The sequence below is a fragment of the Streptomyces sp. NPDC048270 genome (assembly GCF_040652335.1).
Lineage (GTDB): Bacteria > Actinomycetota > Actinomycetes > Streptomycetales > Streptomycetaceae > Streptomyces.
In genome coordinates, this window is the sequence record NZ_JBEZLV010000012.1 from 45,248 (window position 1) to 70,621 (window position 25,374).

Sequence of the window (25,374 nt, forward strand, 5' to 3'; positions counted from 1 at the left end):
GCCTGGAACGAACTACGCCCCTCGCCGCCCGGCATCAGCAGGGTGACCAGGGGCGCAGCTCAAATCAAAACTAGAAGCGAATTACTTCTCGACGATCGCGAGCACGTCGCGAGCCGAGAGGACGAGGTACTCCTCGCCGCTGTACTTCACTTCGGTGCCGCCGTACTTGCTGTACAGCACGATGTCGCCGACGGTGACGTCCAGCGGGAGACGCTGGCCGTCCTCGAAGCGACCCGGGCCCACGGCGAGGACAACGCCCTCCTGGGGCTTCTCCTTCGCGGTGTCCGGGATGACCAGGCCGGAGGCCGTGGTCTGCTCGGCGTCGAGCGGCTGGACCACAATGCGGTCCTCGAGCGGCTTGATGGCAACCTTGGAGCTGGCGGTCGTCACGATCCGACCTCCCCCTTCGGAGATCCGGGGTTAACTGTCTGAGGTGGCGACCAGGTCGATCCGTCGTCGCGGGTGCCGGACCTGCCTGTCGCTGTGTTGGCACTCACCGGTGGCGAGTGCCAGGTGCGACACTATTCCGGCGATTAGCACTCGGTCAAGCGGAGTGCCAATTCTCGACCGTGGGCGTTGCGCGTCGCGAGCCCTCGAAGCGCCAAAACCCCGGCGCACGGGCGTTCGATCTCATTACTCTCCGGTCATGACCAGGACAAACTCCGGCGTGCGCCCGCGGCACCTCGTCCCGATGGCCGTCGGCCTCGCGGCCGGCATCTACATGCTCTCGGGCGCCGTACCGCGGCTGGCGGCCCAGGCGGCCGGGGTCGAGGGCGCCTTCCACGCCACGCGGTGCACCGAGGAACTGGACTCGGACGGGGACGAACACTGGATGTGCGAGGGGTCGTTCACGGCCGGGGACGGATCGTTCACGATCCCCCGGGTCGAGGTCGACACCAGCTTCGACACCCTGCCGGACGGACCGCGGGCCGCCTTCGCCCTCGGCCCGTCCTCCGGCACGGCCGTGCAGCCCGGCGTCCTCGTCTGGCTGGGGCCCGGGGCGGTGGGGGTGCTCTCGCTCGCCTTTCCGGTGTGGGCCGTCGGCGCGGCCTCCCGGGACGCGGTGGCGCGCAGACGGGAGCGGGCGTCGGGGGCGGCCGGCCCGGAGCGGGTGCCCGGCCCCGAGGGGGTGCCCGACCCGGAGAGGGTGACCGGGGCAGGGGCCTCGGCCGGGCAGGCGCGGAGCACGCGGTGAATACCCGTACCGGGGCGCCCGGCCCCGTCCCGGCGCGGTACCGTGCGGCATGACGACACCGTCGCGGCGGCCCGTCCACTGGACGGCGGACATCGCGCTGGCCCTCCTCACCGGCACGGTGGCGGCCGTGGTCCTGGTCGGCGGCGTCCTGTGGGCCGGCCTCGGGGAGTTCGGCCTGATCACACCCTTCGTGCCCGAGGGCTCCCACTGGCTGGGGATTCCGCTCACCGTCGAGGTGTACGTGTTCCTCGGCGCGATGTGCTGCGTGAGCGCGGCGGCCGCCTTCGGTTTCGCCCGGCGGCACGTGTGGTTCTCGGCGGTCCTGCACGGTGCGGTCTGCGCCCTGATCGCCGGGACGCTGCTGATGATGGCGATCACCTCGCTCCGGGCGGCGCCCCAGCCGGAGACCCTCCCGGACCCCGCGTCCACGCGCTCGGGCCACGTGTGCCGCAGCGGCGGCGACAGCGGCGAGTGCCCGGGCGGTTGAGGCGGGGGCCAACCGGGAGCGACCGGGGCGTACCGAGAGCGCAGGGGGAGCGAACCGGGGTGATTCCGCCGCGTCGGCCCGGTATGTGAGGCTTGACGGGTGCGCATCCTCGTGGTCGAAGACGAAGAGGGCCTCGCCGAATCCCTGCGGCGCGGCCTGTCCGCCGACGGGCACCTGGTCGAGGTCGCGCACGACGGCCACCGCGGCCTGGACCTCGCCCTCGCCGGCGGCCCGTACGAGGTGGTCCTCCTGGACCTGATGCTCCCGGGCATGAGCGGCTACGAGATCTGCACCCGCATGCGCGCCCACGGCGACACCACCCCGGTGCTGATGCTCACCGCCCGGGACGGCGAGTACGACGAGGCCGAGGGCCTGGACTCCGGGGCCGACGACTACCTCACCAAGCCGTTCTCCTTCGTGGTCCTCGCCGCCCGGATCCGGGCGCTGGCCCGCCGCGCGGGCGCGCCCGACCGCAGCGTCCTGCAGGCCGGCGACCTGCTCCTCGACCCGCAGGGCCGCCGCTGCCGGCGCGGCTCCCACGACATCGAGCTCACCGCCCGCGAACTCGGCGTCCTGGCCTGCCTGATGGAGCGGCCCGGGCAGGCCGTCGCCAAGCAGGACATCCTCGACGAGGTCTGGGACACCCCGTACGGCATCGACCCGAACATCGTCGAGGTGTACGTCTCCTCGCTGCGCAGGAAGATCGACGCGCCCTTCGGCCGCCGCTCGATCCTCACCGTCCACGGGACCGGCTACCGGATGGCCCCGGACGGTGGCTAGTACCGTCCGGGCCCGTACGGCGATCGCCGCGGCCCTCGCGATGGCCGCCGTCCTGGGCACCGGCGGGCTGTGGCTGTACGCCCTGCTGCGGGCCAACCTGCTCGACAACACCACCGGGCGCACCGAGCTGGCCGCGCGCAAGGTCGTCGCCCAGGTCGACAGCCGGACCCTGCCGCCCGGCGGCCGGCTGCCCGCGCCCGAGCGCGGGGTGGACCTGGTCCTCGTACGGGACGCCCGGGGGCGCACGGTCGCGACCAGCGGGGACCCCGCGGACCTTCCGGGCCTCCCGGGCCTCCCGGGCCTCCCGGACCTGGGCCGGCTGAGCCCCGGGGGCGGTTCGGGTTCCGGTTCGGGTTCCGGTTCCGGTTCCGGTTCCGGTGCGGGTTCGGGTTCCGGTTCGGGTGAGGACTCCCGGTCGGCCGTACTGCCTCCCGCGCGCCCCGGCGGGGAGCGGCGGGTGGCGGTCGCGGTCGAGGCGGCGGGCCCGCCGGGCGCGCACGACCCGCACACCGTCTACGCCGTGACCGTGCTCGGCGACGTGGACGACGCGACCAGGGCCGTCGCGGTCGGACTGCTGGCGGGCGCGCCCCCGTTGATCGCCTTCGCCGCGGCCCTGGCGTGGTGGGTGACGGGGCTCGCGCTGCGCCCGGTGACCGCCATCCGCAACGAGCTGGCCTCGGTCACCGCGAGCGAGCTCGACCGGCGGGTTCCGGATCCGGGCGGGGCGGACGAGATCGCGCAGCTGGCCCGCACCGTCAACGGCACCCTGGACCGGCTGGAGCGCGCCGACGCCCGGCAGCGGCAGTTCACCGCGGACGCCTCGCACGAGCTGCGCAATCCGCTGGCCGCCGTCCGCACCCGGCTGGAGGTGGCCCTGGCCATGGACCGCCCCGACCGGGAGTCGGTGGCGGCCGCGCTGGCCGATACCGAGCGGCTCCAGCGGATCGCGGCGGACCTGCTGCTGCTGGCCCGTCTCGACGGCGGGCCGGGGCCGCGGAGCGAGCCGGTCGACCTGGCGCTGCTGGCCGCAGAGGACGTGGCGCGCCGGGGCGGTCCCCGGGTGGCGCTGCGGCTGGAGGCGCGGGTGCCCGTACCGGCCGCCGGGGATCCGGCGCGGCTGGAGCGGGCGCTGGCCAATCTCGTGGACAACGCCCTGCGGTACGCCCGCGCCGAGGTGGTGGTGCGGGCGGCGGCGGGCACGGCGGGAGGCGGTGCCTGGGCGGTGCTGGAGGTCGCGGACGACGGCCCGGGGATCCCGGAGGCGGACCGGGACCGGGTGTTCGAGCGGTTCGTACGCCTGGACGCGGACCGGGGCCGGGCCAGCGGCGGGACGGGGCTCGGCCTGGCCATCGCCCGGGAGATCGCGCGGGCGCACGGGGGCGACGTACGCGCGCTGCCGGCGCCCGGCGGGGGCGCGCGGCTGGTGCTGCGCATCCCGTGCCGGTAGGCCGCCGACCGCCGGCCGCCGGCCGCCGGCCGCCGGGCCTTCTGTACGCCGGTTCCCCCGCCGGCCCTCAGGATTCCTTCAGCCTCCCTCCCCCACCATCGAGAGGCATGAGCGCGCACCGGAGGAAGACGACCGCCCCAGGCCACCGGCTCTCCCGCCGGCGGCGGCTCGGCCGCACGCTGCTGATCACCGGCTGTGCGCTGGCGGTCATGGCGGGCGGCGGCGCCTGGTACCTGTACCGGGACCTGGCCTCCGGCATCGGCAGCTCCAAGGCCCTGAAGGGCGCGCAGAAGTCGACGTCCGGCGATGTGAACGTCCTGCTCATGGGCCTGGACAGCCGCAAGGACCAGAACGGCGAGGACCTGCCGGACGACGTGCTGGACAAGCTGCACGCCGGCGGTTCGGACATCGGCGGCTACAACGCGAACACCCTGATCCTGCTCCACGTACCCGGCGACGGCGGCCAGGCGAAGGCCTTCTCGATCCCGCGCGACGACTTCGTCGACATACCGGGCCACGGCAAGGACAAGATCAAGAAGGCCTACGGGCTCGCGAAGGAGAAGAGGCGGGAGCAGCTCGTCGCGCAAGGGGTGGGCGACCGCCGGCAGCTGGAGCGCGAGGGCCGGGAGGCGGGGCGCAAGGCGGAGATCGAGACGGTGCGCAACTTCCTGGGGGTCCCGATCGACCACTTCGCCGAGCTGAACCTGGCCGGTTTCTACCACCTCGCCGAGGCGCTGGGCGGGGTGCCGGTGTGTCTGAACAAGCCGGTGAAGGACAGGTACTCCGGCGCCGACTTCCCGGCGGGCCCGCAGACCCTGAACGGGCAGCAGGCGCTCGCCTTCGTACGCCAGCGGCACGGCCTGGCCAGGGGCGACCTGGACCGGACGAAGCGGCAGCAGGCCTTCCTCGCGGGCGCGACGAAGAAGCTGAACTCGGCCGGGACCTTCACCGACCCGGTGAAGCTGATGAAGCTGATCGACACCGCGAAGCAGGACGTGGTGACGGACGAGGGGTGGGATCTGCTGTCGTTCGTGAAGCAGGCGAAGAACCTGTCCGGCGGGAAGGTCCACTTCACGACGCTTCCCATCGAGGGCTTCGGAAGGAACCATGGGGAGGACATCAACGTCGTAGATGATATGAAGATAAAGCGCCTCATTGCCGAGCAGATCGGGCCGAAGGCCCCTCCGAGCCCGAGCACCCCGGGCGCCGCTTCCTCCTCAGCTCCGCCGGGACCGTCGTCCGGATCGTCCGGATCCTCCACGCCCCCCGCGTCACCCGCCCCCACACCCACGTCCGGTGCCACGGACGGCGGCGGCATCCCGTGCGTGGACTGAAGCCCCTGACATCGGCGGGCTCGCGCCGGCGCACCGAGGCGCTGCTGCTGGTCTTCGTCGTCGCGATCGCCGTGTTCGGCCACGCCAACGCCGGCCTCGCCATGAACGGCGAGCTGCCGCCCAACCTCACCGGCTTCACGATCAGCATGACGCTGCTGTCGCTGGTCGGGCACCTGGGCATCCGCCGGTTCGCGGCGTACGCGGACCCGCTGATCTTCCCGCTGGCCATGCTGCTGACCGGGCTGGGGCTGGTGCTGATCCACCGGCTCGACCAGGGGTACATCGAGCGGTACGGCTCGGACGCGAACGCTCCGGGCCAGCTGATGTGGACGGTGGTCGGTGTCGCCGCCTGCATCCTGGTGGTGGCGCTGCTGCGCGACCACCGGCTGCTCCAGCGGTTCATCTACATCACGATGGCCGTCGCGCTGGTGCTGCTGATCGCGCCGGCGTTCTTCGGCGCGGACACGTACGGCGCGAAGCGGTGGATCATCCTCTTCGGCTTCTCGCTGCAGCCGGGCGAGTTCGTGAAGATCATGATCGCGATCTTCTTCGCGGGCTATCTGGTCATCCACCGGGACTCGCTGGCCCTGACGGGCCGCAAGTTCCTCGGCATGCGGCTGCCCCCGATGCGGCAGCTGGGACCGATCATCACGGTGTGGATCGTCTCCATGCTGGTGCTGGTCTTCGAGCGCGACCTCGGCACCTCGCTGATCTTCTTCGGCGTCTTCGTGGTGATGCTGTACGTGGCCACCGAGCGCACCAGCTGGATCGTGTGCGGCCTGTTCATGGCGGCGGTGGGCGCCTTCGCGGTGGGCTCGACGGAACCGCACGTCAAGGCGCGCGTGGCGGCGTGGCTCAACCCGCTGTCGTACTACTGGGAGAACCGGCCGGCCGGGGTCACCTCGGACCAGTCGGCGCAGGCGCTGTTCAGCTTCGGCATCGGCGGCATGACCGGGACCGGCCTCGGCACGGGGCACCCGGAGCTGATCAAGTTCGCGGGGCGCAGCGACTTCATCCTCACCACGGTCGGCGAGGAGCTCGGGCTGGCCGGGGTGATGGCGGTCCTGATCCTGTACGCGCTGCTCGTGCAGCGGGGGCTGCGGATGGCGCTCGGCGCCCGCGACCCCTTCGGCAAGCTGCTGGCGGTGGGCCTCGCCTCGGCGCTGGCCCTCCAGGTCTTCGTGGTCGCGGGCGGCGTCACGGGACTGATCCCCCTGACGGGCAAGGCCCTGCCGTTCCTGGCCAAGGGCGGCTCCTCCCTCCTGGCCAACTGGATCATGATCGCCCTGCTCCTGCGCATCAGCGACAGCGCGGAACGCCAACGCGAGGCGGACGCCCGCGGCCCGGCGGAGACGACGATCACGCCGGTGGTGACGGCGGACCTCACCCGGGCGGGAGCGGGCTGACCGGCGACGCAGGGGGCGCGGCGGGCTCCCCCACGGCAGGTCAGGCGTCGAAGTCGTACTCCAGGACGTAGGAAGCGGAGTCGAGAGTCATCTCGTTCACTTCGACGGCCCGGCCGCCTTGGGCGAATGCGGTGCGCACGATCTGGATCACGGGGGTGCCGAGCGCGAGCGAGAGGCGCTCGGCCTCCGCGGCCGACGGCATCCGGGAGCGGATCTCCTCCCGGAAGTGGACCGGCTCGTGGCCCAGTTCGGCCAGGCGTGCGTACGTCCCGCCGGGACCCGAGTCGATCCGGGTGATCGCGGACGCGGCGACGATGTCGGACGGCAGGTGCGAGGTCGCGAACAGCACCGGCTTGCCGTCGAGCACGAAGCGGCGGCCGCGCACCCAGACCGGCGCGCCGGGCGGCACTCCGAGGGCATCGGCGACGCCCTCGCTCGCCGTCTCCTCACGCACGTCGATCTGGTCGACCACGAGCTCGCGGTCCTCGACATCGGCGGACCAGACGGACCGGCCCGACCCCCACCGCTCCTGCGCCAACCGCTGGATGCCACGCCGCCGCAGGGGCCCGACGCCGGCGCCGTGGCGCGTCTGCGCGAGACCTTCGTCCGTCATGAAGCGATCACTCCCTCACGTCTGTGGACAGCGTAGGGGAGTCGTCCCCTGGCGACCGAGCGTCTCGGACTCCGCGGCCCGCCCGGCGCCGGGGCCGCGGAGGGCGGTTCCGGCTGGGGGTCAGGGGTGGGTGTTCGGCGGGGGTGCGGGCCGGGTCGGTGGGGTGGGGGATTGCCATTCTCGGCCTATGCCTCGGATCAGGGCCGGGTAGACGCCCAGGTAGCGGAACGGCTTGATGGCTGCCATGTAGGCGGCGCCCAGCAGGCCGTTCGGCTTGACCAGGACGGCCATCTGGCCGCGGTAGCCGCCGGAGCCGTCCGGGACCCAGCCGATGTGCAGTACGCCGTGCACCGTCCTGTTGGCCGTCTCCGCCGCCCACTCGTCGTGCGTCTGGAACACGGAGGTGAACGGGACCGCGTCGAGGTCCGGCCCGCGGGGGCCCTCGCGGAGGTCCGCCGGCAGGCGGTCCCGCAGGGTCGGCACCCGGCCGCCGACGCCGGACCCCGGCTCGTCCAGGCGGAGCAGGGCCCCCAGCTTCCAGCGGAGCGCGAAGAGCGCGCGCCCCACGGCCGAGGGGACGGGATCCCCCTTGCCGTGCGCGAACTGGTTCACGAGCCGCGGGAGGTCGTCGGGGCCGCCCGGTGTCGGCAGGGCCCACACGTCCTCGAGCCGGAAGTCCCCGGCGATCTCGTGGATGCGCCAGGGACGGGCCGTGTGCGCGGTGCTGGGGAGTCTCATGGTCGAACCCCTGTCTATACGATGCCGTATAGAAGCAGGCTACTCCTGTTTATACGGTGCCGTATAGACGGGGGCAGAAGGAGAGCGGAGGCAGCATGGGCACGACCCGCACGCCGCGCGGCGCATGGATCGAGGAGGGCTTGCGCGCACTCGCCTCGGGCGGCCCGGAGGCCGTCCGGATCGAGCCGCTGGCGCAGGCCCTCGGCGTCACCAAGGGCGGCTTCTACGGGCACTTCCGCAACCGCGGCGCGCTGCTCGCCGAGATGCTCGACACCTGGGAGCGCGATGCCGCCGAGGCGGTGATCGAGCAGGTCGAGAGCGGCGGGGGCGACGCCAGGGCCAAGCTGGAGCGGCTGTTCACGATCGCCTCGTCCGGCGCCGCCGGTCCGGCGACGGGTGTCGCCGCCGAGCTCGCGATCCGCGACTGGGCCCGCCGCGACGAGGACGTCGCACAGCGCCTGCGGCGCGTCGACAACCGACGCATGGACTACCTGCGCTCGTTGTTCGGCGCCATCTGCGCGGACCCGGACGAGGTGGAGGTCCGCTGCATGCTCACGCTCTCCGTGCGGATCGGCGAGTTCTTCGTCGCCGCGGAGCACGGCGGCCGCAGCCGGGCGGAGATGATGGAGCTGACCAGGCGTTGGCTGCTGCGGTAGCGCCTACAGGTAGTCCTCCAGGCGCCCTATCCGGTAGCCCTGCTCCTGGATGCGCTGGAGCATGCGCGTGGTCATCTGGGTCTCCGTCGCGCCCTTGAGCTCCGCGGGGCCGCGGAAGTGGGCCAGGATGATGTCGCCGGGTTCGAGGGCGGAGCCCTCGGCGTACTGGAAGTTGTTGATCTGCATCGAGACCCGCCACAGCACCAGGGACGAGACCCCGCACTCCGAGGCGGCCCGGAGGGTGTCGTCGTTGTAGTTGCCGAAGGGCGGGCGGAAGAGCGGCGGGCGCTGGCCGAAGCGCTTCTCCAGCCGGTCCTGCTGGCCGCATATCTCGTGCTTCTGCGCCGCGAAGGGCAGCGTGCGCAGGTTCGGGTGCGTCAGGGTGTGGTTGTTCACCGTGCTCGCGGAGCCGTTGTCGCGGAGCTCCTCGAAGTGCCCGTAGTCCGACGAGGCCACGCTGTCGGTCAGGAACATGCTGATCGGCAGCTTCAGGTCGGCCGCCATCTTCAGGAACTCGGGGTCCTTCTCCGCGCCGTCGTCGAAGGTCAGGAAGACGACCTTGTCGTCCGCCGCGACGGGTATTCGGTCTATCACCGGGACCTTCCCCGGGCCCGCCGCGGGGATTTGCGGCTTCTGGGCGGGCTTCGGCGCGTACGCGACGGGGCCCGTCAGGCCCCACTTGCGGAACGCCTCGTCCGAAGCCCCGCCCGCCGAGGGGGCGGAGGCCGACGCGGACGGCGACGCGGGAGCGCCCGAAGCCTCCTGCGTCGCCTTCGCCTTGGGCCCCAGCCGCCCGGTGGGGGCCGAGCCGTCCCCGCACCCCGTCAGGGACAGCGCCAGCGCGCCGGCCGCCAGCGATCCGGCTACCAACCGGCGCGCGTGCTTCACAGATAGTCCTCCAGGCGAGCCACGGCGTATCCCTTGTCCGTGACGGTCTTCATGACCTGACGGATCATGTCAGGCATTGTGCCCTTCCAGTCGTCCTTGCCCCGGAAGTGGGTCAGGATGATGTCACCGGGGTGCAGGTCGCGGTCCCACTCGCGGTACTCCATCCGGTTCGGGAAGGCCTCCGCGTTCCACAGCGGCACCGCCTTGATCCCGCAGTTCTTCGCCGCGCGCAGGGTGTCCTGGTTGTAGTTGCCGTACGGCGGGCGGAAGAGGGTGGGCCGCTTGCCGAACTGCTTCTGGATCGTGTTCTGCTGCCCGCAGATCTCCTCGCGCTGCTGCTCGTACGAGAGGCCGGGCATGTACCGGTGGTTGAGCGTGTGGTTGTTCAGGGTGACGCCGGCGGCCTGCATCTCCTTGAAGTAGGGGTAGTTGTCCTTGACGATGTAGTCGCTGAGGAAGGCCGTGTACGGGATCTTCAGCTCCTGCATCATCCTCAGGAACTCGGGGTCCTTCTCCGCGCCGTCGTCGACCGTCAGGAAGACGACCTTGTCCTCCGTGTCGATGGTGGTGAAGACCGGCGGGTACTCCTCCTGGTCCTCCACCTCGAAGCCGTCGCGCGTGGTGAGCTCGGGCTTCTCCTTCGGCGCCGCCGGGGCGGTGAGCGGCGTCTTGGCCAGCCGCCACTTCTTGACCGCCGCGATGCGCGCCTGCTGGGCCGCCTTGGCCTTCTCGGCGGCGCTGAGCGCGCCCGCCGCGCCCGCCTCCGCACCCTTGGCCGCCTTCGCCTTCTCGGCCTTGTCCGGCCCGGACCCCCCGGAGCCGCACGCCGTGCCGAGGGCGGCTACCAGCAGGGCGGCCACGGCCACCCCGAACCGGCCGCGCGGACCCGCCGCGTACCGGTGACCCTGTTGCGTCTTATCTTCCTTTTGTCGGACTAGCTGCATAGCTGCGCATCCTGGCACCCGACACGCGGGCTCCCCGGAAGACACCGCGAGCGGAGTCCCACCTTCCACCGACTGGCCCACACCCCCGCACGCCCCCGCGCGTCGCCGACAATGGAGCCGTGACCCCCGAAGACTTCGCCGCCCTCCTCACCCCCGAGGGGCGCGCCCTCCTCGACTCGCTCCGCGACCACGACCCCGCGCAGGAGCTGGCCCTGGCCACCCGGCTGCGCCGCGAGCACCCCGCCGCGCTGGTCTCCGCCGCGCTCGGGCAGGCCCGGCTGCGGCAGCGCGCGGTGGCGAAGTTCGGCGCCGAGGACGCGTTCCGGATGTACTTCACGCCCGGCGGCGGCGAGATGGCGACCCGCGCGTCCGTGGCCTCCTACCGCGCCGAGCGGCTCGCCGCCCTCGGCGTGCGCAGCCTCGCGGACCTGTGCTGCGGCATCGGCGGGGACGCCCTCGCCCTGGCGCGGCTCGGCATCCGGGTGCTCGCCGTCGACCACGACCCGCTGACCGTCGCCGTCGCCCGGGCCAACGCCGAGGCGCTGGGGCTGGCGGACCTGATCGAGGTCCGGGAGGCGGACGTGACGGAGGTGGACACCGCCGGCTACGACGCCGTCTTCATCGACCCGGCCCGGCGCGGCGGGCGCGGCCGCATCTTCGACCCGGAGTCGTACTCGCCGCCGCTGTCCTGGGCCGTGGAGGCGGCCCGTGCCGCGAAGTACGCCGCCATCAAGATCGCCCCCGGGATCCCGCACGAAGCGGTCCCGGCCGAGGCCGAGGCCGAGTGGATCTCCGATCAGGGGGACGTCAAGGAGGCCGTGCTCTGGTTCGGGACCTCGCCGGGGACCGTGCGCGCCACCCTGCTGCCCGGGCCGCGCGCCCTGCAGACCGCCGATCCGCTGCCCGACCCGGAGGCGGGCCCGGTCGGCCGCTGGCTCTACGAGCCCGACGGCGCCGTGATCCGCGCGCACCTCGTGGCCGAGGTCGCCGAGCAGCTGGACGGCAGGCTGATCGACCCGACCATCGCGTACATCACCGCCGACGAGCTGCGCGCGACGCCGTACGCGACGGCGTACGAGATCACCGACGTGCTGCCGTTCGGGCTGAAGAAGCTGAAGGCGCTGCTGCGCGAGCGCGGAGTGGGCGTCCTGACCGTGAAGAAGCGCGGCTCGGCCATCGAGCCCGAGGAGCTCCGCAGGAAGGTCAAGCCGCAGGGCCCGAACTCGGCGACGGTCTTCCTGACCCGCGTCGCGGGCGCCCCGTCCATGCTGATCGGGGCGCCGGCCGTGCCGCCTGCGGCGACGCCCGAGCGGTGAGGCGCGGCGGCGGGCCCGGCAAGGGCCCTGACGGCGTGAGTCACCCCGGCCGCCGACGAGCAGTCGGCGCCGCGGATCGGCAGAGCCGGGTGGCCCGCCCGCGCCCGGGTCCGGGGCTACGTCGCTCGGGCGCGGAAGGCCCGTACCGCCCAGCGGTGGTGGGCGGCGGCCTTTGCGAGGCCCAGCAGGCCGGTGACCCACAGGATCTGGCCGATGCCCATGAGGTACGCGATCTCGCCGTACGTCGTGCGCGCCGGGTCGGCCGAGGACGCGGCGGCGAAGGCCACCCACAGCCCGAACGCGCCCAGGGCGAACGAGGCGACCAGCCAGGTCAGGCTCAGCCCGGGGGCCCGGACCCGGGCGTCGGCGACCGGGTCCCGGTCCGACTCCACCCAGGCGTGCAGCAGTTGGCGCACCTGCCGGTCGCGCCGGGCTCCCCGGGCGCACCAGAACGCGGCCGGGACCAGCACGCCCGCGCCGAGGACGGCGAGGACGAGGCCGTGGACGTAGCCGAAGGGGTCGTGCTGCTCGAAGGCCATCCAGGCCATGGCGACGAAGCACCAGCCGAGGACGAAGACGGCCGCGACGGCCCACAGGCGCAGCAGCCGGCCCACGCCCAGGCTGCGGCGGCGCAGATCGCGCAGGAACCGTGCGCGGTCCTCCCGTACGGCGGCCTCGTCCAGCCAGTCGCGCAGGTGCGCGGGCGGCGGCGGGGGCGGCAGGTCACGGCGAGGCATGCGCATGACCATAGCCGCGCCGGGCGGCCCGGACCGGCCGCCGAGCCCGGTCCGGCAGGCAGTCCCTAGCCGGTCTCGACCGACTCGAAACGCCAGCGGTGCACGGCGCGCGTGATCAAGTCGGCGGCGGGCTCGGGCAGTTCGGGCAGGTCCGCCGAAATCCCCTCGGCCGCCTCCCACCAGGTGATCACCAGCACCCGGTCCTGCGGGGCCCGGAACACCTCGCGGCGCACCGGCTCCCGGGCGAGGACCTGGGCGCGGGCCCATTCCAGCAGCTCGTTGCCCCGGCCGTCGGCGGCCCGGGCCTCCCACATCAGCGCGACGGTGCTCATGAGTAGAGGTTGTCCTTGCTCAGCTCGTGCACGTGGTCGTGGTCATGCCCGTGGCCGTGTCCGTGCGCATGCCCGTGCCCGTGTCCCTGTCCCTGGGCACCCGGCACGTGCGGGTCCGTCACCGGCAGCGAGGAGTCCGCGGACAGGTCCCAGTCCGAGGGGGCCCGGTTCCGCTTGACCATCTCCGCGCCCAGCGCCGCCACCATGGCACCGTTGTCGGTGCACAGCTTGGGCCGCGGCACCCGCAGGACGATCCCCGCGTCGTCGCACCGCTCCTGCGCCAGCGAGCGCAGCCGCGAGTTGGCCGCCACCCCGCCGCCGATCATCAGGTGGTCGACGCCCTCGTCCTTGCAGGCCCGGATCGCCTTGCGCGTCAGCACGTCCACCACGGCTTCCTGGAAGGACGCCGCGACGTCGCGCACCGGCACCTCCTCGCCGGCGTGCCGCTTCGCCTCGATCCAGCGGGCGACGGCCGTCTTCAGGCCGGAGAAGGAGAAGTCGTACGGGGCGTCGCGCGGCCCGGTCAGCCCGCGCGGGAAGTTGATCGCCTTCGGGTCGCCCTCGCGCGCGAGCCGGTCGATGACCGGACCGCCGGGGAAGCCCAGCTGGAGCACGCGGGCGATCTTGTCGAAGGCCTCGCCGGCCGCGTCGTCGATGGTCGCGCCGAGCGGCCGCACGTCGGAGGTGATGTCGGGGGCCAGCAGCAGCGAGGAGTGCCCGCCCGACACCAGCAGCGCCATGGTCGGCTCCGGCAGCGGACCGTGTTCCAGCTGGTCCACGCAGATGTGCGAGGCCAGGTGGTTCACGCCGTAGAGCGGCTTGCCCAGCGCGTAGGCGTACGCCTTGGCCGCCGAGGTGCCCACCAGCAGCGCCCCCGCGAGGCCCGGCCCGGCCGTGACCGCGATGCCGTCGAGGTCGCGGGCGCTGACCCCGGCCTCCTTCAGGGCGCGTTCGATGGTGGGGACCATCGCCTCCAGGTGGGCCCGCGAGGCCACCTCGGGCACCACGCCGCCGAAGCGGGCGTGCTCGTCGACGCTCGACGCGATCGCGTCCGCGAGCAGGGTGGTGCCGCGGACGATGCCGACACCGGTCTCGTCGCAGGAGGTCTCGATGCCGAGGACGAGAGGTTCGTCAGCCATTGCTCTCACTGCTCTCAGTTCGTGCTTGTGCGGGGTCGGTCAGTCGCATGACGAGCGCGTCGACGTTGCCGGGCTGGTAGTAGCCCCGCCGGAAGCCGATGGGCTCGAAGCCGAAGCGCTCGTAGAGCTTCTGGGCGCGGGCGTTGTCCACGCGCACCTCCAGCAGCACCTCGGCGCATTCGAACGCGGTCGCGGCGCGCAGCAGGTCGGTCAGGAGCCGGGCGCCGAGCCCGGTCCCCCACTGGTCGCGGGCGGCCGCGATGGTCTGTACGTCGGCCAGGTCGCCGGCGGCGGCCAGCCCGGCGTAGCCCACCACTCGGCCCGCGCCGTCCTCCGCGACCACGTATCTGCGGGTGGCCTGCGGACCGCGGGCGTGGGCCAGTTCGGACCAGAACATCGCGGCGGACCAGGCGTCGTCGGGGAACAGCTCGTGCTCCAGCTCCAGCACCGGTTCGATGTCCCACCAGCGCATCTCGCGGAGCACGACGTCGGGGGCGGCCGTCACTTCGGGGTGACCACCTTGTAGTTCTTGGGCACCTGCGCGTCGGGCCGGCGCAGGTAGAGCGGGGCAGGCGGCACGCCCTCGGCGTTCTCGAACGCCGCTCCGGCCGCCAGGCGCTCGGCGGCCAGCGACACCAGCGCGGCGGCCGACTGGTGCTCGGGCCCGCGGGCGTCGGGGAAGACCTCGGGGTAGAGCAGCGCGCCCTGGCCCACCGCGGGGAGTCCGGCGACCTGCTCGGCGATGTCGGCCGGGCGGTCCACGGCAGGCTCGCCGGACCGGGTGCGCGGGTCCTCGTAGCGCGCCCAGTAGACCTCCTTGCGCCGCGCGTCGGTGGCGACGGTGAAGGGGCCCTCGATCCCGGCGGCCCCGGCGGCGTAGGCGAGCCCGTCGAGGGTGCACAGGCCGTACACGGGCACGCCCAGCACGGAGGCGAAGGTGGAGGCGGTGACGAGGCCGACGCGCAGCCCGGTGTAGGGGCCGGGGCCGACCCCGACGACGATGCCGGTGACGGCGTCGAGCTTCAGGCCGGCCTCGGCGAGCACCTTGTCCACGGAGGGCAGCAGCAGCTCCCCGTGGCGGCGGGCGTCGACCTGGTTCGACTCGGCGAGGACGGACTCGCCGTCGTGCAGGGCGACGGTGACGGCGGGCGTGGCGGTATCTACAGCGAGCAAGAGCACGCGAACAGCCTACGACTCCGGAACCCCCGGCCCTTGCGGCCGGTTGCGGAGCGGGCCTGCTGCTACCTTTCGATCAGGCATCGGCCGAGGCATCAGGCAGCGCGGAGAGGTGGAGCAAGGTGGCACGCAGCAGCTCGGGAATCGTGGCCGGGCTCACCGCCGCGGCACTCGCCGCGATCGGGTTCCTCGGCTACCAGGCGTCCGCGACGGCTCCCGAGCGGCCCGCGCAGGCGGCCGGTCCGCAGGAGCCGGCCCCCGCCCCCAGCCAGGCCGCGGGCAAGCAGGACCCGGCGAAGCCGCTGCCGGTCCCGGAGGGCTCGGGCTCCGGGGTGCGGGTCGTGTACTCCGTGGGCCACAAGCGCGTGTGGCTGGTGGGCGAGGCAGGTCAGGAGCCCCGGTCGTTCGCGGTGATGCCGAGCACGGTGCACCCGAAGGCGGGCAGCTACCTGGTGGGTTCGCGGTCGGGCTCGGTCACCGGCTCGGACGGGGTGCCGGTCGAGCACGTGGTGCGGTTCGCGACGACGGACGGCGTGGTGATCGGCTTCAGCGCCCGCGTGGACGGCTCGACACCGGAGCCCGACCCGAACCGCAAGACCGGCGGCATCCGCATGACGAAGGCCGACGGAGACGCGATGTGGGCCTTCGCGACGATCAACTCGAAGGTCGTCGTCGTTCCCTGACCCTCCGGGGGCGGACCACCCGTACGTGCGACGGGCGCCGCGCACCCCAGGTGCTCGCGGGTACCCCTAGGCCGCTTCGGATGCCGGAGCGGCCCGTTCGCGTACGACGTCCTGCGGCTCCTCCTCGTCCGTCACCCGCACGAGGGCGGGCGGCGTCGAGACGGCGCTGGCGGCCGCGCCCGCGGCCAGCAGCGCCCCCATGGACACCGCGGACGGCCGGGGCTCGCGGTGCGCTCCTGCTGGTGCCGACATGGCTGCCTCCTGGACCCGGGGACACCGAACTTAGGCATACCTAAGAAACTCTCGGTACCATGTCACCACGCGCGCCACCGCGGGCGCAATATCTTCCCGACGAGTTGTCGGAACGTTCGGGCGCAGGTTTCCCCGGAACGACCCCCGACGGGGTCCCGGCGCAGCTCCGGTCCGGATCCCGGCGAGGGCCCGGCAGGCTCCGGGACGGGTCCCGACGGAGCTCCGGTACGGGTCCCGACAGAGCTCCGGCACGGGTCCCGACGGAGCTCCGGTACGGGTCCCCGCGCTACTCCGAGAGGGCTCCGGCCAGCGCGTCCAGCCCGGCACCGGCGGCCCAGCGCGCCCCGATCCCGCGCACCGACACCTCCCGTACGTCGTCCAGGACCTCCTCGTGGCCCACCGCCCGGCCGATCACCACGTGCAGCCGGTCGTCGGAGAGCTCCTCGACCTTGCCGTCGCCCCACTCCACGACGACCACGGACTCGGGCAGAGAGACGTCGAGGTCCAGGTCCTCCATCTCGTCCAGCCCGCCGCCCAGCCGGTACGCGTCCACGTGCACCAGCGCGGGCCCGCCGGTCAGCGAGGGATGCACGCGGGCGATCACGAAGGTCGGCGAGGTCACGGCCCCGCGCACGCCCAGGCCCTCGCCGAGCCCGCGGGTCAGCGTGGTCTTGCCCGCGCCGAGCTCGCCGGTGAGCAGGACGAGGTCGCCCGGGCGCAGCAGGCCGGCGAGCCTGCGGCCCAGCTCCTGCATGGCGTCCGGGGAGCCGATGGTGATCCGCGCCTCGGATCCGGCGCCGGCCTCAGCTGCCGGTGCCTGGCTGCGCTGTGCTTCCAGCGGTACTTCTTCCATGCCCGCCAACGTTAGTCGCTGTGAGGGCGGGCACCGTCCCGGTGCGCGCCAGCAGCTCGGTCAGCAGCCGCGTCACCGTCTCGGGGCGCTCCAGCATCATCAGGTGCCCGGTGGACTCCAGGACCACCAGCTCCGCGCTCGGCAGCGCCTCCTTGACGGCCAGGCTGTGCCCGGCCGGGGTGATCATGTCCTTGTCCCCGGCGACGACGGTGACGGGGACGTCCGCGAAGTGCCGGAGGGCCGCGGTCTTGTCGTGGGTCTGGAAGGCCGGGTAGAACTCGGCGACCACGTCGATCGGGGTGGCCTCGATGAGCCGCTCGGCGAAGCGCGCGACGCCCGGGTCCACGTCCCGGGAGCCGAACGAGTACATCTTGATCATGCCCGCGAAGAGGTCGGCGGTGGCCCTGCGCCCCTTCTCCACCAGTTCCACCTGCGAGCCCAGCGCCTTGAGCACGCCCGGCAGGATCCTGCGCACGGCGCCCAGCCCGACGGCCGGCAGCCCGTACGTCACCTCCGAGAGGCGGCCGCTCGAGGTGCCGACCAGGGCGACGCCCGCCACGCGGTCGCGCACCAGCTCGGGGAACTGCTCCGCGAACGCCATGATGGTCATTCCGCCCATCGAGTGACCCACGAGGACCAGCGGGCCCTCGGGGGCGGCGGCGTCGATGACGGCCTTCAGGTCGCGGCCGAGCTGCTCGATGGTGACCGGCTCGCCGTCCGCCTGGGCCAGGCCGCGGGCGCTGCGGCCGTGGCTGCGCTGGTCCCAGTAGACGGTGCGGACCACTCCGCGCAGCGCGGCGCGCTGGAAGTGCCAGGAGTCCTGGGCGAGGCAGTAGCCGTGGCAGAAGACGACGGTCGCCCCCGGCGCGGGCTTGCGGCGCAGCCGGGACCGCGGCCGCTTGGACTCCTCGGGGAGCTCGTCGACCTCGTAGTAGAGCTCGGTGGCGTCCTCGGCCCGGCAGGTCCCCTGCGTCCCGCGCAGCGAGCCGTAGTCGCCGGTGGCGTCGAGGGCCAGCCGCGCCTTCCTGCGCATGCCGCGCCCCACCGTGATCCGTTCGACGGCGACACCGGCCGCCGCGCCCGCCGCTATCACGCCGATGGCAGCGCCGGCCCAGCCGGCCTTGCGCCAGTTCTCGCTCACGCCGCCGCCCTCACTCCGCCTCAGGCGCCCAGGTACACCCGGGGCACACGCCCTCCGATACGGGTGACGATCTCATACGCGATCGTGTCCGCCGCTCGAGCCCAGTCCTCGGCGGTCGGCTCGCCGCGCTCCGCGTCGCCGAAGATGACGGCCACGTCGCCGGCCTCCGCGGGGTCGCCGCCCAGGTCGACCACGAACTGGTCCATGGCGACGCGCCCGGCGACGCGCCGGACCTTGCCGCCGACGAGCACCGGGCCGCGCCCGGAGGCGTGCCGCGGGATGCCGTCGGCGTAACCGGCCGGGATCAGCGCGAGGGTGGTGTCGGCCTCGGTGAGGTAGTGGTGGCCGTAGCTCACGCCGTGCCCGGCCGGGACGTTCTTGACCAGCGCGAGGGACGCCTTGAGGGTCATCGCGGGCCGCAGGCCGAGCTGGGCCGGGGTGCCGAGCTCGGGCGCGGGCGAGACCCCGTAGACGGCCAGTCCGCAGCGCACCAGGTCGAAGTGGGACTCGGGCAGGGTGAGCGTGGCGGGCGAGTTGGCGATGTGCCGGACCTCGGGCTCCACGCCCTCCTTCTCCGCGTAGGCCAGCATGTCGCGGAAGGCGGTGAGCTGGAGCTGGATGGACGGGTGGCCGGGCTCGTCGGCGCAGGCGAAGTGCGACCAGAGGCCGGTGACCTTGACGGTCCCCTCGGCCTGCGCGGCGACGGCGGCCCCGACCAGTTCCGCCCAGTCGGCGGGCTGGCAGCCGTTGCGGCCGAGTCCGGTGTCGGCCTTGAGCTGGACGCGGGCGGTGCGGCCGGCGGCGCGGGCGGCCCGCCGGACCTCGTCCAGGGCCCACATCCCGCTGACCGACACGTCGATGCCGGCCTCGACGGCCGCCTGCCAGGGCCCGCCGGGGGTCCAGAGCCAGCACATGATCCGGCCTTCGACCCCGGCGGCGCGCAGCGCGAGCGCCTCGTCGGGGGTGGCGGTGCCGATCCAGCCGGCACCGGCCTCCTGGGCGGCCTTGGCGCAGGCCAGGGCGCCGTGCCCGTAGGCGTTCGCCTTGACGACGGCCATCAGCTCGGCACGGGGCGCCCGCTCGCGCAACGCGCGCACGTTCGCCCGTACGGCGTCCAGATCGATCTCGGCGTACACGCGCGCAGGTGTCTCGTTCATCCCGCACAGTCTCTCAGACCAGTCCGCTCGGACCTCTGCGGCCGTATGCACAAACCCAGCCCCGCCGGCGATTGACTTGCAGCCCCGCCGGCGTTTGAGGCGCGGGGTCCAGGGCGGAGCCCCGATCTTGCAGCCCCGCCGGCGATTGACTTGCAGCCCCGCCGGCGTTTGAGGCGCGGGGCCCCGGGGCCGGGCCCCCGGGAGCGGGTTCGGCTACGGGTGTGAGGCCTCGCGCCAGGCCCGCGGCAAGGCGGCGGCCACGTCGTGGGCCAGCAGCGGCCCGCCCGCGAGCCTGGCCGCCAGGCCGTGGAGGTACGCCGCCACCGACCCGGCGTCCGGCCCGGACAGCCCGGCCGCCAGCAGGGACCCGGCCAGCCCGGACAGCACGTCGCCGCTCCCCGCGGTGGCCAGCCACGGCGTTCCCGTCGGGTTCACCCGGACCGGCCCCCCGCCGGAGGCGACCAGCGTGGTCGAGCCCTTCAGCAGCACCGTCGACCCGTACCGCTCCGCCAGCTCCCGCACGGCCCCCAGCCGGCCCGCCTCCACCGACTCCCGCGGCGCGCCCAGCAGCGCCGCCGCCTCACCCGCGTGCGGGGTCAGCAGGGTCGGGGCCGTCCGGGCCCGCAGCACCTCCGGCTCCAGCCCCCGCAGCCCGTCCGCGTCGACCAGCACCGGCACGTCCTGCGCCAGCAGGTCCGCGACCTCGCCGCCGCGCCCCTCCCCCAGGCCCGGCCCGACCACCCACGCCTGCACCCGGCCCCGCCCGATCAGCGTCTCGGGGTACCGCGCGAGCACCGCCTCCGCCGCCGGCCCGACGTACCGCACCGCGCCCGCACCGCCGCGCAGCGCCCCCGCCACGGCCAGTACGGCCGCGCCCGGGTAGTGCGGGGACCCGGCGGCGATGCCCACCACGCCCCGCCGGTACTTGTCGCTCGCCGCCGTCGGCACCGGCAGCAGCCCCGCCACGTCCGCGTGCTGCAGGGCCTGCGCGTCCGCGCGTTCCGGCAGCTCCAGGCCGATGTCCACCAGGTGCACCACGCCCGCCCGCGAGGCCCCCGGGTCGATGAGCAGCCCCGGCTTGTACGCCCCGAAGGTCACCGTCACATCGGCCGTCACGGCCGGTCCCGCCACCTCCCCGGTGTCCGCGTCCACCCCGCTCGGCAGGTCCACGGCGACGACCGGCACCCCCGGCGGGATCCGCCCGGCCAGCGCCGCCGCGGCCGGCCGCAGCCCGCCGCGGCCGCCGATCCCCAGCAGGCCGTCCACCACGAGGTCGCAGCGCTGCGGGACGGCTTCCCCGACCCGGCCCCCGGCGGCCCGCAGCGCGGCGAGCCCGCCCGCGTGCACCCGCCCGGGGTCCATCGCCACCGCCGTCACCCCGGCTCCGCGCCGGGCGAGGCGCGCGCCGGCGTACAGGGCGTCGCCCCCGTTGTCGCCCGGCCCGACCAGCAGCACGATCCGCGACCCGTACACCCGTCCCAGCAGCCCCGCGCAGACGGCGGCCAGCCCGGCCGCCGCCCGCTGCATCAGGGCGCCCTCGGGCAGCTTGGCCATCAGCTCCCGCTCGGCGGCCCGTACGGTCTCCACGCTGTAAGCAGTACGCATGGCACCACCCTGCCCCACGAGGCCCCCCGAGCGCGGCGAGCCCGCGCAGCGGGGCGCTACCCCTCGGCGATCACCACGGCCGAGGCCACCCCGGCGTCGTGGCTCAGCGAGATGTGCCAGGACTTCACGCCCAGCTCCCGCGCCCGGGCCTCGACCGTGCCGGACACCCGCAGGCGGGGCTGCCCGGACTCCTCCACGTACACCTCGGCGTCCGTCCACAGCAGCCCGGCGGGCGCGCCGAGCGCCTTGGCCAGGGCCTCCTTGGCGGCGAACCGGGCGGCGAGCGAGGCGATACCGCGCCGCTCCCCGCTCGGCAGCGTCAACTCCGCGTCGCGAAAGAGCCGTCCGGCCATGTTCGGCGTCCGCTCCAGCGCCGCGCCGAACCGCTCGATCTCCGCGACGTCGATCCCCACGCCGATAATCACAACAGCCCCACTCGCCCGCTCACTCGACCGTCACACCGCGCCCCGTCATCGGCGACCGGCTCCGTTCGCCCCGCTCATTCCACCGTCACCGACTTCGCGAGGTTACGCGGCTGGTCCACCTCGTTCCCCCGCGCGGTCGCCAACTCGCACGCGAAGACCTGCAACGGCACCGTCGCCACCAGCGGCTGGAGCAGCGTCGGCGTGGCCGGGATCCGGATCAGGTGGTCGGCGTACGGTACGACCGCCTCGTCGCCCTCCTCCGCGATGACGATGGTCCGCGCCCCGCGCGCCCGGATCTCCTGGATGTTCGACACGATCTTGTCGTGCAGCACCGACCGCCCGCGCGGCGACGGCACGACCACCACCACCGGCAGGTCCTCCTCGATCAGCGCGATCGGCCCGTGCTTGAGCTCGCCCGCCGCGAAGCCCTCGGCGTGCATGTACGCCAGCTCCTTGAGCTTGAGCGCGCCCTCCAGGGCCACCGGGTAGCCCACGTGCCGGCCCAGGAAGAGCACGGTGTCCTTGTCGGCGAGGGACCGCGCGAGCGCCCGTACCGGCTCCATCGTCTCCAGTACGGTGTCCACCGCCGCGGCGATGTCGGACAGCTCCCGGATCACCGCCTGGATCTCGTCACCCCACTTGGTGCCGCGCACCTGCCCGAGGTACAGCGCCACGAGGTAGCAGGCCACGAGCTGCGTCAGGAAGGCCTTCGTGGAGGCGACCGCGACCTCGGGGCCCGCGTGCGTGTAGAGCACGGCGTCCGACTCCCGCGGGATGGTGGACCCGTTCGTATTGCAGATGGCCAGCACCTTGGCGCCCTGCTCGCGCGCGTGCCGCAGCGCCATCAGGGTGTCCATGGTCTCCCCGGACTGCGAGATCGCGACCACCAGCGTCCGCTGGTCCAGGATCGGGTCGCGGTAGCGGAACTCGCTCGCCAGCTCCGTCTCGCACGGGATGCGCGTCCAGTGCTCGATGGCCAGCTTCGCGATCATGCCCGCGTGGTACGCCGTGCCGCAGGCCACGATCACGACCTTGTCGACCTCCCTGAGCACCGAGGCCGGGATGCGCACCTCGTCCAGGGTCAGCGAACCGCTCGCGTCGATCCTGCCCAGGAGGGTGTCCGCGACGGCCTTCGGCTGCTCCGCGATCTCCTTGAGCATGAAGTAGTCGTAGCCCCCCTTCTCGGCGGCCGAGGCGTCCCAGTCCACGTGGTACGCCCGCACGGTCGCGGCCGAACCGTCGAAGTTGGTGACCGTGACCCCGTCCCGGCGCAGCTCGACGACCTGGTCCTGGCCCAGCTCGATCGCGGACCGGGTGTGGGCGATGAACGCGGCCACGTCGGAGGCGAGGAAGTTCTCCCCCTCCCCCACGCCCACCACCAGGGGCGAGTTCCGGCGCGCGCCCACGACCACCTCCGGCGCGTCGGCGTGCACGGCGACCAGGGTGAAGGCGCCCTCCAGCCGGCCGCACACCCGCCGCATCGCCGCCGCCAGGTCCCCGCCGGCCGCGTACTCCTCGGCGAGCAGGTGCGCCACCACCTCGGTGTCCGTCTCGGACTCCAGCCGGTGGCCGCGCTCGGCGAGTTCGGCGCGCAGCAGGGCGAAGTTCTCGATGATGCCGTTGTGGACGACCGCCACCCGGCCGGAGTTGTCCAGGTGGGGATGGGCATTGGCGTCGGTCGGCCCGCCGTGGGTGGCCCACCGGGTGTGCCCCAGGCCCGTGGACCCGGCCGGCAGCGGGTTGCCGACCAGCTCCTTCTCCAGGTTGACGAGCTTGCCCGCCTTCTTGACGGCGGTCAGCTCCCCGTCGGAGAGCACGGCGACCCCCGCAGAGTCGTAGCCGCGGTACTCCAGTCGCTTGAGTCCGGCGATGACCACATCGAGCGCCGACTGCGCTCCCACGTAACCCACAATTCCGCACATAGGCCGCAGCGTACGCCGAAGTTGAGCTCCTGCCCCGTACCTGAACAAGACGAAACCCCGCCCCGGCGAATGTGCCGGAGCGGGGTTGACGCCAGTACCGCGGAAGGGGCCTCAGCCGAGCTTCTTGACCTGCGCGTCGACGACGGCCTTCGGCTGCTCGGCGGTCCCGGTCATGCTGATGGCGGAGAAGGTCGTGAGGGCGTTGCCCTTGCGCACGACCACGAGCTCCATCGTGAGCTTCTCGCCGTCCGCGTCGCCCACCACCGTGTAGGCCAGCGCCTCGTCGCCGGCGGTGACGGAGGCGCCCGGAGCCACCTTCTGGATCTTGAGCGACTCGCCGTCCTGGGTGCCGGTGTAGCCGCCGGCGCAGGCCGTGCCGGCGGCCTTCAGCAGGCCGAAGGCCTCCTCGGCGCCCTTGCCGTCGTACGAGGAGAGGGTGACGGCGGTGGCGGTTCCGCCCAGGGCGTCCATCGCGGCCTTCAGCTTCTCCTCGGGGCTGGCGTCAGCCGCGGGCTCCTTGGGCTTGGCGACGGCCTTCGTGCGCGCGGTGCCGCCGGCGGAGCCGACCGGAGCCATGGACTGCGCCTTGACCAGCGGCAGGCACTCGGGCTTGTCGCTGGTGGCACCGGCCGCGGCGGCGGCCTCGGCCGGGGTGGCCGGCTTGACCACGTGCGCGGGCAGGTCGGCCTGGGCCACGAGCAGGCCGGCCAGCTCGGCGTCCGTCTTCGCCTTCGCGGCGGGCGCGGCGGAGGTGGCCGCGCCGGCGGACGGCTTGGCGTCCTCCTTCTTGCCCTCGGAGGACCCGCAGGCGGTGGCCAGCACGGCCAGGGACACCGCGGAGGCGGTCAGGACGGTACGACGGACGAAAGCGGTACGCACGAGAGAACTCCCCCTGAGACGATCAAGAAGCAGCAATCTACTGGCTCGTACGAACACCGGTTCGCCACGATGCGCCCCGGCCCCGGATCGTGACCGCCATGAGACCCGCAGGCTCTCGAATCGGTATCGACCGCGGGGGCAACCGGGGCGAAGCGGACCACTACGTGACCGACCACACCACCCATAACCGAGCCGGAGCCCCGACAATGGCGGTGTGATCACTTCGCCGCCACGAAGCAGCACGCCGGACAGCGCGACGGAGCGCACCGGCCCGGACGGGAACCCCGTGCGTCCCGCCCACCGCCGGGCCCCCGACGCCTCTCCGTACCTCGACCTCACCCGCGCCGAGTGGAGCGCCCTGCGCGAGCGGACCCCGCTGCCGCTCACCGCCGAGGAGGTCGAGCGGCTGCGGGGCCTGGGCGACGTCATCGACCTCGACGAGGTCCGCGACGTCTACCTGCCGCTGTCCCGCCTCCTGAACCTGTACGTGGGCGCCACCAGCAACCTGCGCGGCACCCTCAACACCTTCCTCGGCGACGCGGGCAACGGGCACGGCGCCCAGCAGGGCACCCCCTTCGTCATAGGGGTCGCCGGTTCGGTCGCCGTGGGCAAGTCCACCGTGGCCCGTCTGCTCCAGGCCCTGCTCGCGCGCTGGCCCGAGCACCCGCGCGTGGAGCTGGTCACCACCGACGGCTTCCTCTACCCGATGAAGGAGCTCCAGCGGCGCGGGCTCACCTCCCGCAAGGGCTTCCCCGAGTCCTACGACCGCCGTGCGCTCACCCGGTTCGTGGCCGACATCAAGGCCGGCAAGGACGAGGTCCGGGCCCCGGTCTACTCGCACCTGATCTACGACATCGTGCCCGGCGAGGAGCTCGTCGTACGCCGCCCGGACATCCTCATCGTCGAGGGCCTCAACGTGCTCCAGCCGGCCCTGCCCGGCAAGGACGGCCGGACCCGGGTGGGCCTCGCCGACTACTTCGACTTCAGCGTGTACGTGGACGCGCGCCCCGAGGACATCGAGCGCTGGTACCTCAACCGGTTCCGCAAGCTGCGCGAGACCGCCTTCCAGAACCCCTTCTCCTACTTCCGCAAGTACACCCAGGTCTCCGAGGAGGAGGCCATGGAGTACGCGCAGACGATGTGGCGGACCATCAACAGGCCCAACCTGCTGGAGAACGTGGCCCCCACCCGCGGCCGGGCCACCCTGGTCGTGCGCAAGGGGCCGGACCACAAGGTGCAGAAGCTGAGTCTCCGCAAGCTCTGACCCGC

The 25,374-nt window shown here is 73.4% G+C and carries 28 protein-coding genes; 10 read left to right on the top strand and 18 right to left on the bottom strand.

Going from position 1 to position 25,374, the window contains the following annotated elements; genetic code table 11:
- Positions 1–81 precede the first annotated feature (81 nt).
- Entirely contained in the window at positions 82–390 is a 309-nt protein-coding gene (gene groES / locus AB0D66_RS13355; protein ID WP_030011064.1) for a co-chaperone GroES, read from the bottom strand.
- A gap of 256 nt (positions 391–646) precedes the next feature.
- Between groES and AB0D66_RS13360 the strand changes: the two genes are divergently transcribed.
- The 6 genes from AB0D66_RS13360 (at position 647) to AB0D66_RS13385 (ending at position 6,649) form a co-directional block, all read left to right on the top strand.
- On the top strand, positions 647–1,195 hold the full coding sequence (locus AB0D66_RS13360) for a hypothetical protein (protein WP_362301331.1): 549 nt from the start codon (positions 647–649) through the stop codon (positions 1,193–1,195).
- A 49-nt stretch (positions 1,196–1,244) separates the two neighbouring features.
- Positions 1,245–1,682 carry a hypothetical protein gene (locus AB0D66_RS13365; protein WP_362301334.1) on the top strand — a complete coding sequence of 146 codons (438 nt, stop codon included), beginning with the start codon at positions 1,245–1,247 and terminating at the stop codon, positions 1,680–1,682.
- Positions 1,683–1,781: 99 nt separating this feature from the next.
- On the top strand, positions 1,782–2,462 hold the full coding sequence (locus tag AB0D66_RS13370; protein WP_362301337.1) for a response regulator transcription factor: 681 nt from the start codon (positions 1,782–1,784) through the stop codon (positions 2,460–2,462).
- The gene (locus AB0D66_RS13375; protein WP_362301340.1) at positions 2,455–3,909 is read left to right on the top strand and encodes a HAMP domain-containing sensor histidine kinase; all 1,455 of its coding nucleotides are present in this window, start codon (positions 2,455–2,457) and stop codon (positions 3,907–3,909) included. The genes AB0D66_RS13370 and AB0D66_RS13375 overlap by 8 nt, the downstream gene beginning before the upstream one ends.
- A 107-nt stretch (positions 3,910–4,016) precedes the next feature.
- The gene (locus tag AB0D66_RS13380) at positions 4,017–5,243 is read left to right on the top strand and encodes an LCP family protein (RefSeq protein ID WP_362301343.1); all 1,227 of its coding nucleotides are present in this window, start codon (positions 4,017–4,019) and stop codon (positions 5,241–5,243) included.
- Entirely contained in the window at positions 5,231–6,649 is a 1,419-nt protein-coding gene (locus AB0D66_RS13385; RefSeq protein ID WP_362301345.1) for an FtsW/RodA/SpoVE family cell cycle protein, read from the top strand. Before AB0D66_RS13380 ends, AB0D66_RS13385 begins: the two co-directional genes overlap by 13 nt.
- Positions 6,650–6,689: 40 nt before the next feature.
- Here AB0D66_RS13385 and AB0D66_RS13390 read toward each other — a convergent pair whose 3' ends face one another.
- Together AB0D66_RS13390 and AB0D66_RS13395 are read right to left on the bottom strand one after the other, a co-directional pair.
- Positions 6,690–7,262 carry a UTRA domain-containing protein gene (locus AB0D66_RS13390; RefSeq protein ID WP_362301348.1) on the bottom strand — a complete coding sequence of 191 codons (573 nt, stop codon included), beginning with the start codon at positions 7,260–7,262 and terminating at the stop codon, positions 6,690–6,692.
- Positions 7,263–7,382: 120 nt separating this feature from the next.
- A complete protein-coding gene (locus AB0D66_RS13395) occupies positions 7,383–8,000 on the bottom strand; it encodes a DUF2867 domain-containing protein (protein ID WP_362301351.1) in 618 nt (205 codons plus the stop codon).
- 95 nt (positions 8,001–8,095) lie between these two features.
- On the opposite strand from AB0D66_RS13395, the gene AB0D66_RS13400 reads away from it, so the two are divergent.
- Positions 8,096–8,656, top strand: a complete 561-nt coding sequence (locus AB0D66_RS13400) for a TetR/AcrR family transcriptional regulator (RefSeq protein WP_362301354.1) — start codon at positions 8,096–8,098, stop codon at positions 8,654–8,656.
- Between the two features lie 3 nt (positions 8,657–8,659).
- On the opposite strand, the gene AB0D66_RS13405 is transcribed toward AB0D66_RS13400, so the two are convergent.
- Together AB0D66_RS13405 and AB0D66_RS13410 are read right to left on the bottom strand one after the other, a co-directional pair.
- On the bottom strand, positions 8,660–9,544 hold the full coding sequence (locus AB0D66_RS13405; protein ID WP_362301357.1) for a polysaccharide deacetylase family protein: 885 nt from the start codon (positions 9,542–9,544) through the stop codon (positions 8,660–8,662).
- Entirely contained in the window at positions 9,541–10,410 is an 870-nt protein-coding gene (locus AB0D66_RS13410; RefSeq protein WP_362301359.1) for a polysaccharide deacetylase family protein, read from the bottom strand. Before AB0D66_RS13410 ends, AB0D66_RS13405 begins: the two co-directional genes overlap by 4 nt.
- A gap of 197 nt (positions 10,411–10,607) precedes the next feature.
- On the opposite strand from AB0D66_RS13410, the gene AB0D66_RS13415 reads away from it, so the two are divergent.
- A complete protein-coding gene (locus tag AB0D66_RS13415) occupies positions 10,608–11,804 on the top strand; it encodes a methyltransferase domain-containing protein (protein WP_362301362.1) in 1,197 nt (398 codons plus the stop codon).
- Between the two features lie 116 nt (positions 11,805–11,920).
- Here AB0D66_RS13415 and AB0D66_RS13420 read toward each other — a convergent pair whose 3' ends face one another.
- From AB0D66_RS13420 to tsaB, 5 genes are all read right to left on the bottom strand, one after another.
- Entirely contained in the window at positions 11,921–12,541 is a 621-nt protein-coding gene (locus AB0D66_RS13420) for a hypothetical protein (RefSeq protein ID WP_362301365.1), read from the bottom strand.
- Positions 12,542–12,606: 65 nt separating this feature from the next.
- Positions 12,607–12,873, bottom strand: coding sequence for a hypothetical protein (locus tag AB0D66_RS13425; protein WP_362301368.1), 267 nt, complete (start codon positions 12,871–12,873; stop codon positions 12,607–12,609).
- Positions 12,870–14,012: a tRNA (adenosine(37)-N6)-threonylcarbamoyltransferase complex transferase subunit TsaD gene (gene tsaD, locus AB0D66_RS13430; protein WP_362301371.1), complete on the bottom strand. Its 1,143-nt coding sequence runs from the start codon at positions 14,010–14,012 to the stop codon at positions 12,870–12,872. Before tsaD ends, AB0D66_RS13425 begins: the two co-directional genes overlap by 4 nt.
- Positions 14,005–14,484 carry a ribosomal protein S18-alanine N-acetyltransferase gene (gene rimI / locus AB0D66_RS13435; protein WP_362301586.1) on the bottom strand — a complete coding sequence of 160 codons (480 nt, stop codon included), beginning with the start codon at positions 14,482–14,484 and terminating at the stop codon, positions 14,005–14,007. The genes tsaD and rimI overlap by 8 nt, the downstream gene beginning before the upstream one ends.
- Positions 14,485–14,513: 29 nt before the next feature.
- A complete protein-coding gene (tsaB, locus tag AB0D66_RS13440) occupies positions 14,514–15,191 on the bottom strand; it encodes a tRNA (adenosine(37)-N6)-threonylcarbamoyltransferase complex dimerization subunit type 1 TsaB (protein WP_362301374.1) in 678 nt (225 codons plus the stop codon).
- A gap of 119 nt (positions 15,192–15,310) precedes the next feature.
- Between tsaB and AB0D66_RS13445 the strand changes: the two genes are divergently transcribed.
- On the top strand, positions 15,311–15,871 hold the full coding sequence (locus AB0D66_RS13445) for a hypothetical protein (RefSeq protein WP_362301377.1): 561 nt from the start codon (positions 15,311–15,313) through the stop codon (positions 15,869–15,871).
- 66 nt (positions 15,872–15,937) lie between these two features.
- On the opposite strand, the gene AB0D66_RS13450 is transcribed toward AB0D66_RS13445, so the two are convergent.
- The 8 genes from AB0D66_RS13450 to AB0D66_RS13485 form a co-directional block, all read right to left on the bottom strand.
- On the bottom strand, positions 15,938–16,123 hold the full coding sequence (locus tag AB0D66_RS13450) for a hypothetical protein (protein ID WP_362301380.1): 186 nt from the start codon (positions 16,121–16,123) through the stop codon (positions 15,938–15,940).
- Positions 16,124–16,409: 286 nt separating this feature from the next.
- Entirely contained in the window at positions 16,410–16,877 is a 468-nt protein-coding gene (gene tsaE / locus AB0D66_RS13455; RefSeq protein ID WP_362301589.1) for a tRNA (adenosine(37)-N6)-threonylcarbamoyltransferase complex ATPase subunit type 1 TsaE, read from the bottom strand.
- Between the two features lie 49 nt (positions 16,878–16,926).
- Complete coding sequence (locus AB0D66_RS13460) at positions 16,927–18,117, bottom strand: alpha/beta hydrolase (RefSeq protein WP_362301383.1); 1,191 nt, start codon at positions 18,115–18,117, stop codon at positions 16,927–16,929.
- Positions 18,118–18,137: 20 nt separating this feature from the next.
- Positions 18,138–19,274: an alanine racemase gene (alr, locus tag AB0D66_RS13465; protein WP_362301386.1), complete on the bottom strand. Its 1,137-nt coding sequence runs from the start codon at positions 19,272–19,274 to the stop codon at positions 18,138–18,140.
- A gap of 213 nt (positions 19,275–19,487) precedes the next feature.
- Complete coding sequence (locus tag AB0D66_RS13470) at positions 19,488–20,879, bottom strand: NAD(P)H-hydrate dehydratase (protein WP_362301389.1); 1,392 nt, start codon at positions 20,877–20,879, stop codon at positions 19,488–19,490.
- Between the two features lie 56 nt (positions 20,880–20,935).
- Complete coding sequence (locus AB0D66_RS13475) at positions 20,936–21,304, bottom strand: holo-ACP synthase (RefSeq protein WP_069921539.1); 369 nt, start codon at positions 21,302–21,304, stop codon at positions 20,936–20,938.
- 74 nt (positions 21,305–21,378) lie between these two features.
- Positions 21,379–23,226, bottom strand: coding sequence for a glutamine--fructose-6-phosphate transaminase (isomerizing) (glmS, locus tag AB0D66_RS13480; protein ID WP_362301393.1), 1,848 nt, complete (start codon positions 23,224–23,226; stop codon positions 21,379–21,381).
- 111 nt (positions 23,227–23,337) lie between these two features.
- Positions 23,338–24,105 carry a hypothetical protein gene (locus AB0D66_RS13485; protein WP_362301396.1) on the bottom strand — a complete coding sequence of 256 codons (768 nt, stop codon included), beginning with the start codon at positions 24,103–24,105 and terminating at the stop codon, positions 23,338–23,340.
- Between the two features lie 286 nt (positions 24,106–24,391).
- On the opposite strand from AB0D66_RS13485, the gene coaA reads away from it, so the two are divergent.
- Complete coding sequence (coaA, locus tag AB0D66_RS13490) at positions 24,392–25,369, top strand: type I pantothenate kinase (RefSeq protein ID WP_362301592.1); 978 nt, start codon at positions 24,392–24,394, stop codon at positions 25,367–25,369.
- Positions 25,370–25,374: the final 5 nt, after the last annotated feature.

What these genes read in the sequence shown, in the direction of transcription:
- alr (WP_362301386.1), bottom strand. Translation starts at nt 19,274, where the DNA reads ATGAACGAGACACCTGCGCGCGTGTACGCCGAGATCGATCTGGACGCC.
- AB0D66_RS13395 (WP_362301351.1), bottom strand. Translation starts at nt 8,000, where the DNA reads ATGAGACTCCCCAGCACCGCGCACACGGCCCGTCCCTGGCGCATCCAC.
- AB0D66_RS13365 (WP_362301334.1), top strand. Translation starts at nt 1,245, where the DNA reads ATGACGACACCGTCGCGGCGGCCCGTCCACTGGACGGCGGACATCGCG.
- AB0D66_RS13380 (WP_362301343.1), top strand. Translation starts at nt 4,017, where the DNA reads ATGAGCGCGCACCGGAGGAAGACGACCGCCCCAGGCCACCGGCTCTCC.
- AB0D66_RS13360 (WP_362301331.1), top strand. Translation starts at nt 647, where the DNA reads ATGACCAGGACAAACTCCGGCGTGCGCCCGCGGCACCTCGTCCCGATG.
- tsaE (WP_362301589.1), bottom strand. Translation starts at nt 16,877, where the DNA reads ATGCAGGAGCTGGGCCGCAGGCTCGCCGGCCTGCTGCGCCCGGGCGAC.
- AB0D66_RS13425 (WP_362301368.1), bottom strand. Translation starts at nt 12,873, where the DNA reads ATGAGCACCGTCGCGCTGATGTGGGAGGCCCGGGCCGCCGACGGCCGG.
- AB0D66_RS13420 (WP_362301365.1), bottom strand. Translation starts at nt 12,541, where the DNA reads ATGCCTCGCCGTGACCTGCCGCCCCCGCCGCCGCCCGCGCACCTGCGC.
- AB0D66_RS13390 (WP_362301348.1), bottom strand. Translation starts at nt 7,262, where the DNA reads ATGACGGACGAAGGTCTCGCGCAGACGCGCCACGGCGCCGGCGTCGGG.
- glmS (WP_362301393.1), bottom strand. Translation starts at nt 23,226, where the DNA reads ATGTGCGGAATTGTGGGTTACGTGGGAGCGCAGTCGGCGCTCGATGTG.
- tsaD (WP_362301371.1), bottom strand. Translation starts at nt 14,012, where the DNA reads ATGGCTGACGAACCTCTCGTCCTCGGCATCGAGACCTCCTGCGACGAG.
- AB0D66_RS13450 (WP_362301380.1), bottom strand. Translation starts at nt 16,123, where the DNA reads ATGTCGGCACCAGCAGGAGCGCACCGCGAGCCCCGGCCGTCCGCGGTG.
- AB0D66_RS13470 (WP_362301389.1), bottom strand. Translation starts at nt 20,879, where the DNA reads ATGCGTACTGCTTACAGCGTGGAGACCGTACGGGCCGCCGAGCGGGAG.
- AB0D66_RS13400 (WP_362301354.1), top strand. Translation starts at nt 8,096, where the DNA reads ATGGGCACGACCCGCACGCCGCGCGGCGCATGGATCGAGGAGGGCTTG.
- rimI (WP_362301586.1), bottom strand. Translation starts at nt 14,484, where the DNA reads ATGCGCTGGTGGGACATCGAACCGGTGCTGGAGCTGGAGCACGAGCTG.